Origin of the sequence: Agromyces sp. ISL-38 (assembly GCF_018613935.1) — a bacterium.
GTDB lineage: Bacteria > Actinomycetota > Actinomycetes > Actinomycetales > Microbacteriaceae > Agromyces.
The window spans coordinates 1-7,403 of record NZ_JAGGPF010000022.1 but is presented as its reverse complement, the minus strand read 5'-3'; the positions used below and the strand labels follow the sequence as shown (position 1 = coordinate 7,403).

Genomic DNA, 7,403 nt, shown 5'->3' with positions numbered 1-7,403 from the left:
GGGCCGCTCGCTGCGGGGCACGCCCGCCCGATCGCCACGGGAGCGCCCACGCCGTCGGGTGCGGTCGGAGTGCTGCGCACCGAGCACGGAGTCGTCGCCGACGGCCTCCTGCAGCGCGGCCCCGACGCGCGGGCCGATGAACCCCGAGTGCGCGAGCACATCCGCCCCGCGGGCGAGGAGAGCGCCGCCGGCGAGATCCTCATCACCGCCGGCGCGGTGCTCACCCCGCCGCGCCTCGCGCTCGCCGCCGTCGCCGGGCACGATCTCCTGACTGTTCGCGAACGGCCCGTGGTCGACCTCGCGTTCCTCGGCGATGAGGTCGTGACCCGCGGCATCCCGAGTCCGGGCTCGGTGCGCGACGCCTACGGCGTGCAGCTTCCGGGCCTGATCACGTCGCTCGGCGCCGACGTCGGCTCCGTTGAGCGCGTGCCAGACCGGCTCGACGCCACCGTCGATGCGTTGCGTGCGGGCCACGGGCGGCTGCTCATCTGCACGGGCGGCACCGCTCGCGGCGCCTCCGACCACCTGCGGGCCGCGCTCGAGGCGGCAGAGGCCGAGCTCGAGCTCGACGGCATCGCGATGCGGCCGGGGCATCCGACGATGCTCGCCCGGCTCGACGACGAGCGCGCCGTGCTCTGCCTGCCCGGCAACCCGATGGCGGCGATGGTCGCCTTCATCGTGCTCGGCGTGCCGCTCCTCGACGGCATGCTCGGCCGGCCCGCCGCGCTCCAGCACGACGTCGAGCTCGCCGTCGACCTCGCGGGCGCGCGCGTGACGCGCTTCGTCGCCTATCGCCGGGAGCCCGCCGGTGCGGTTCCGACGCAGCGGCAGGGATCGGGGATGCTCCGCGGCCTCGCCGACGCAGAGGGCCTGCTCATCGTGCCGATCGGCGGCGCGCACCGAGGCGAGCGCATCGCGGCGCTGCCGCTGCCGTGGTGACGCAGCGGTGATGACGCAGGGCTGACGCTATCGCGGTGAGGCCTCAGGCGCGCCAGCCCGCCCGAGGCTCAGACCGCGACCTCTTCGGCGCCCGCTTCCGCACTCGACTCGAGGTAGGCCTCGAGCAGCTCTCCGATGCGCGACTTGCAGCCGCCGCATCCGGTGCCGGCTCGCGTGCACGCACCGACGCTCTCGACGGTCGTGTGGCCCTCGGCGGCGACCTCGGTGATGCGCCCGGCGCTGACGCCGTTGCACCAGCAGACGGTTGCGGCCGGGTCGTCGGATGCCGCCGCCGCGACGTGGTCGGGCCCGTCGTGACGCAGCAGCACCGATCGGTCGGCCGGCAGCTCGCCGCGCCGCTGGTAGAGCAGGGTGAGCTCGGCCGCGGTGCGCGGCATCCCGACGCACGCCATCGCCTCGAGCACGCCGTCGCGGGTCACGAGCTTCACGTAGCGGCCGTGCTCGGGGTCGGCCCACTGGGCGACGCGACGCGGTGCGCCGGTCGTCACCGGGTCGTCGTCCCACGGCTCGGGTGACACGTCGCCCGCGGCGACGACATCGACGCCTTCGGCCTTCAGTGTGACGACCGACGGCGACTCCATCGGCAGCGGCTCGGGCGCGGGGAGCCCAGCGACCTCGGCGCGCAGCCGTACGGCGAGCCACTCGGCTTGGCGCCACCCGGGCCCGATGAGCCCCGACGGAGCACCGGGCGCACTCTCGAGGTCGATGAGCTCGTCGGGCTTCGCGAGCACCTGGGCGCAATCGCCGATCGCGAACACGTCGGCGTCGCCCCAGCTCGAGAGGTCGCTGTCGACGAGGATGCCGGATGCCACGGGCAGGCGTGCGCTGCGGGCGAGCTCGGTGCGGGCCCGCACGCCGCACGAGAGGATCAGCAGGTCGCCGTGGATCATCTTGCCGTCGGAGGAGAGCAGCGCGTCGAAGTGGGCCCTGCCCTGTTCGTCATGGGTGTAGACCACGTCTTCGATGCGGCTGTGCGCGATGAGGCTGACGCCGGCCGCGCGAGCCGCGGCGGTGAGCACGTGCCCTGCGCCATGGTCGAGGTTGCGGCCCATCGGGAATCCGCCGGTGTGCACGACGCAGACGTCGGCCCCCTCGCGAGCGGCGGCGAGCGCGATTTCGAGGCCGAGCACGCCCGCACCGAGCACGATGACGCGGCGCCGGTCACGCACCGCGAGACGCACCGCGTCGGCGTCGGCGAGGTCGCGCAGCGCGGTGACCCCGTCGGCGAGCTCCTGGTCGTTTGCCCGGAGCAGCAGGGCTTCGCGCTCCCGGTCGTTCATGAGGCGGGACTGCTCGAGGCCGCCGAGCGGCGGGATGAGGGCCCGGGCGCCGGTCGCGAAGACGAGGCGGTCCCACGTCTCGACGGAGCCGTCGCTCAGCGTCGCGGTGCGGGCCCGGCGATCGATGGATCGCACCGCGACCCCGGTGTGCACTCGCGTCCCGGCCGCGCGCAAGGCGACGGTGTCGGCGATCTCCATTCCGGCGAGCGTCGCGTGGCCCACGGCGTACTCGGCGACGAGCACGCGGTTGTAGGCGTCGGATGCCTCGGCACCCACGATCGTGAGCTCGATCGCCCCCGACTCGAGCGCGGGCAGCAGGTCTTCGGCGAATCGCGCCGCAACGGGGCCGAAGCCCACGACGAGCACGCGAAGGGGGGTGGTCATGAGATCGCCTCCGGGATCGGGCGCACGTGCACCGCGGCGGTCTTGAACTCGGGCATTCCCGAGATCGGGTCGGTGGCCGACAGCGTGAGCAGGTTCGCGGTCTGGTCGCCGGGGAAGTGGAAGGGCATGAAGACCGTGTCTTGACGGATGTCGCTCGTGACGGCGGCTCGACCCCGGGCCGTGCCGCGCGCCGTCTCGAGCTCGATCCAGCCGCCGTCTTCGATGCCGAGCCGGGAGGCGGTCGCCGGATGCAGCTGCACCCGTGCCTCGGGCTGGGCGGACTGGAGCTCGTCGACGCGCCGGGTCTGCGCGCCCGACTGGTAGTGCTCCAGCAAGCGGCCGGTGATGAGCGTGAGCGCGCCGCCCTGGTGCAGCGGTTCGGCCTTGGCGGAGGGGCGCACGGGAACGATGCGTGCGAGTCCGTCGGGGTGCGCGAACTGGTCGAGGAAGAGCCGTGGGGTGCCGTCGGAGCCGCGCGGGTACGGCCAGTAGGCCTCCTCGCCCCGGTCGAGTGCCTCGTAGCTGATGCCGGAGTAGTCGGCGAGGCCGCCCTCTGAGGCGAGGCGCAGCTCCTCGAAGACCTCCTCGGGCTTGTCGCTGAAGGTCGAGGGGGCGTCGAGCCGCCGCGCGAGCTCGCTGAGGATCCAGAGCTCGTCGCGCACCCCGGCGGGCGGCGCGAGAGCGGCTCGGCGGCGGAGGACGCGGCCCTCGAGTGAGGTCATCGTGCCCTCCTCCTCGGCCCACTGCGTGACGGGCAGCACGAGATCGGCGAGCGACGCCGTCTCGGTGAAGAAGAAGTCGCAGACGACGAGCAGGTCGAGCCGTTCGATGCCGGCGCGCACCGCCGCGACGTCGGGCGAGGAGATCACGAGGTTCGAGCCGTGCACGAGCAGGCAGCGCACGCCGTCGGGCTGTCCGAGGGAGGCGAGCAGTTGCACGGCGGGAAGGCCGGCGCCGGGGAGGGAATCGGGATCGATGCCCCACACGCGGGCGACGTGAGCGCGGGCGTCGGGGTCGGTGATCTTGCGGTAGCCCGGCAGCTGGTCGGCCTTCTGGCCGTGCTCGCGACCGCCTTGGCCGTTGCCCTGTCCGGTGAGGGTGCCGTAGCCGGATCGTCCGGTGCCGGGCAGGCCGAGGAGGAGCGCGAGGTTGATCGCCGCGGTCGCGGTGTCGGTGCCGTCGACGTGCTGCTCGACGCCGCGGCCGGTGAGGATGTAGCTGCCGCTGCTCGCGGCCAGGCGGCGCGCGACGGCGCGGAGCTCCCAGGCCGGCACGCCCGTGTGCTCCTGCACACGCTCGGGCCACCACTGGCTGACGCTCCGGGCGAGGCCCGCGGCACCGACGGTGCGCCTGGCCACGTACTCCTCATCGACGAGGTGCTCGGCGATGACGATGTGGATGAGCCCGAGCAGGAGCACGAGGTCGCTGCCGGGCGTGGGCTGCAGGTGCATCCCGCCGCCGTCGTGCGTGAGTCGTGCGGTCGCGCTCACGCGAGGGTCGACGACGATGAGCCCGCCGGCGGCTCGAGCCCCCTCGAGGTGGCCGATGAAGGGCGGCATGGTCTCGGCGACGTTCGAGCCGAGGATCAGGATGGTGTCGGCGTCGTCGAGGTCGGTCACCGGGAACGGCAGTCCGCGGTCGACGCCGAAGGCGCGGTTGCCGGCTGCTGCCGCCGACGACATGCAGTAGCGGCCGTTGTAGTCGATGCGCGACGTGCCGAGCGCGACGCGGGCGAACTTGCCGAGCAGGTACGCCTTCTCGTTCGTGAGCCCGCCGCCGCCGAACACGCCCACCGAGTCGGCGCCGTGCTCGGCGCGGCTCCGGCGGAGGGTCTCTGCCAGCTCGTCGAGCGCTTCATGCCAGCTGATCTCGTCGAAGCCGCCGTCGGCCCGGCGGCGGAGCGGGCTCGTGAGCCGTTCGGCCGAGCCGAGCAGCTCCGCCGAGGTCCAGCCCTTCTTGCAGAGGCCGCCGCGGTTCGTCGGGAAGAACCGCCCGGCGATCGTGGCAGCGGGGCCGGGCGCAGCCGCATCCGGCGCCGCCGTCACCGTCATGGCGCACTGCAGGGCGCAGTACGGGCAATGGGTGTCGGCGACGCCGGAGGCGATGGTCACGAGTGGTGCTCCAGGTGGATCGGGGTCATGGTGCTGGTGCTGCTGGTGCTAGATGCGCTGCCCCGCCACCGAGGAGGAGCGGCGCAGGTAGAAGAAGGCCGTGATGGCCGCGAACACCACGTAGGCGACGATGAAGCCGATGAAGGCGGCGTCGTAGCTGCCGGTGCCGGTCTTGGCGGCGCTGAGCACCTGCGGGATCGCGAAGCCGCCGTAGGCGCCGACCGCCGAGATGATGCCGAGGGCCGCGGCCGCCTTGCGCTGCGTGCCGACATCCGCCGCGTTCTCGTGGGCGTTCGCCGTGCCCGCTCGGGCCGCGAAGACCGTGGGGATCATCCGGTAGGTCGAGCCGTTGCCGACGCCGCTCGCGACGAAGAGCAGCAGGAAGCAGCCGAGGAAGAGCCAGAAGTTCGCGGCAGGCAGCGTCAGCAGCACGAGCGTCGCGCCGAGCGCCATGACGCCGAACGTGACGACCGTGATGAGGGCCCCGCCGAAGCGGTCGGCGAGCTTGCCGCCGAAGGGACGGGCGAGCGATCCGACGAGCGCGCCGAGGAAGGCGAGCCCGACGCCGGCCGAGCCGACCTGGATGGTCGAGAAGTCGGGGAACTGGTCGGCGATGAGCTTCGGGAACACGCTCGCGAAGCCGATGAAGGAGCCGAACGTGCCGATGTAGAGCACGGCGAGGATCCACATGTGCGGTTCGCGCACCGCGGCGAGCGAGCCTGCGATGTCGGCCTTCGCGCTCGAGAGGTTGTCCATGAAGAAGTACGCGCCCACCATCGCCGCGATGATGAGGGGGATCCAGAGCCACCCGGCGAGCGAGAGGTTGAGGGTGGCCGCTGCACCGATCGTGATTGCGATCGGCACGACGAACTGGGCCACGGATGCCCCGAGGTTGCCGCCGGCCGCGTTGAGCCCGAGCGCCCAGCCCTTCTCACGCTGCGGGAAGAAGAAGGTGATGTTCGCCATCGAGCTCGCGAAGTTGCCGCCGCCGAAGCCGGCGAATGCCGCGACGAGGAGCATGACGCCGAAGGGCGTCTCGGGGTTGGCCACGGCGAGACCGAGCCCGATCGCGGGGATCAGCAGCAGCCCGGCCGAGACGATCGTCCAGTTGCGGCCGCCGAAGCGAGGCACCATGAAGGTGTAGGGGATGCGCAGGGTCGCGCCGACGAGCGCCGGCATCGAGATGAGCCAGAACGTCTGCCCCGTGTCGAAGTTGAAGCCCACTGCGGGCAGCGAGACGACGACGACGCTCCAGAGCTGCCAGACGATGAAGCCGAGGAACTCGGCGAAGATCGACCAGCCGAGGTTGCGCTTGGCGATCGCACGCCCCACAAGGTTCCACTGCGAGGTGTCCTCTGGGTTCCAGTTGTCGATCCAGCGGCCTGGCCGGTGGACGAGCTCACTGGTCGCGGCGCCGGTCGAGGCCGGGGCGCCGGGGGGCGTGGTGCTGGGTTCGGTGGTGAGTGCCATAGGAGCCTCCGGGGGAGCGATGTGGGAACTCGGACAACACGGACGCTATTCGCGCCGTGTTTCCGCGCTCGCCGTGCGAGGTAAAGGTTCGGTCACTGAGTCGTCACTTCTCACAGCGCCCGGTTGTTAGTCCGTGTTCACATGCCTGTTACATTTGCTCTGGCAAGTGTGCGGTCCGGAGATTTCGCGGACGTATCGTGCGCGTGACGCGGATGTACCGTTTCGAGGTTTCCTCGAACTCGCTCGCGGAGGTCGCGGGCGCGCGGCCGGTGCCGGCCGCCCAGCCGCTTGCGACCTCGACGGCCTAGAATCCCGCACATGCCCGACGCACTCTGGTGGTTGCCCTCCGTGGTCGTGTTCGCGATGTCGGGCGTGCTCCTCGCCGGGGCGGTCGTGGGATTCCGGCGGCTCGGCGTGCGCCGTGAGCGGCTGGCGCTGAGGGGGGCGCGGGAGCTCGAGGTGCGCGCGAAGGGCCTCATCGTGCAGGCCGACAACGCGACGCGCGAGGCCGAGCACGAGGTGGCGTTCGCCGAGGCGCAGTTCGGCGAGGCCGCGGCACGCGAGGTGCGCACTGCCGTCACGCGCGCTCGCGGCTGGCTCCGCGAGGCGTTCCTGCTGCAGCAGCGACTCGACGACGCCGAACCCGATTCGGCCGCCGAACGGCGCACGTGGAGCGCCCGTATCGAGGGGCTCTGCCGATCGGCGCTCCGTGCGATCGACGAAGCGGATGCCGCGCTCGCCGCCAGGCGCCGGGCCGAGCGCGGCGCGAGCGCCGATGTGCCGGCACTCCGCGACGACGCCGAGCAGCTCGGCCGCCGGCGCGACGAGGCGCATGCGACACTCGACCGGCTCGCCACGCGATTCGCGCCGTCGGCGCTCGCGGGGGTGCACGCGTCATCCGTGCGCGTCGATGCCGCGCTCGCCGACGCCGGTGCAGCGCTCGCCGAGGCGCAACGTGGCATCGCGGCCTCGCAGCCCACAGCCGAGCGGCTCGCCTTCGCAACCGACCGGCTCGAGCGGGCGGCCCGCGACCTCGCCGCGATCGAAGGCATCGAGCTCGAGCTCGCGTCGGCGCAGGCCGAGGCGGCGGACGCGGCGGCGCTGCTCGGCGCAGAGCTCGTCGAGGGGCGCCGCGAGCGCGACCGGCAGGAGGATGCGGATGCCGCAGCCGCCCTCGGCGCGGCGGTCGGCGACGCCT

The 7,403-nt window shown here is 72.7% G+C and carries 4 protein-coding genes and 1 pseudogene; 2 read left to right on the top strand and 3 right to left on the bottom strand.

Annotated elements, in window-relative coordinates:
* Window positions 1–939: molybdopterin-binding protein (locus J7E25_RS17570; RefSeq protein WP_214871466.1), on the top strand; the 939-nt coding region annotated here is incomplete at its 5' end.
* A gap of 68 nt (window positions 940–1,007) precedes the next feature.
* Here the strand turns inward: J7E25_RS17570 and J7E25_RS17565 are convergent.
* From J7E25_RS17565 to J7E25_RS17555, 3 genes are read right to left on the bottom strand one after another with little or no spacing between them, the layout of a single operon-like run.
* Window positions 1,008–2,624: an FAD-dependent oxidoreductase gene (locus J7E25_RS17565; RefSeq protein ID WP_214871465.1), complete on the bottom strand. Its 1,617-nt coding sequence runs from the start codon at window positions 2,622–2,624 to the stop codon at window positions 1,008–1,010.
* Window positions 2,621–4,735, bottom strand: a complete 2,115-nt coding sequence (locus J7E25_RS17560) for a molybdopterin oxidoreductase family protein (protein ID WP_374196256.1) — start codon at window positions 4,733–4,735, stop codon at window positions 2,621–2,623. Before J7E25_RS17560 ends, J7E25_RS17565 begins: the two co-directional genes overlap by 4 nt.
* Before the next feature lie 48 nt (window positions 4,736–4,783).
* Entirely contained in the window at window positions 4,784–6,205 is a 1,422-nt protein-coding gene (locus J7E25_RS17555) for an MFS transporter (protein ID WP_214871464.1), read from the bottom strand.
* 318 nt (window positions 6,206–6,523) lie between these two features.
* Between J7E25_RS17555 and J7E25_RS17550 the strand changes: the two are divergent.
* Window positions 6,524–7,403 (top strand): annotated as a pseudogene (locus J7E25_RS17550) (hypothetical protein); the annotation flags it as partial.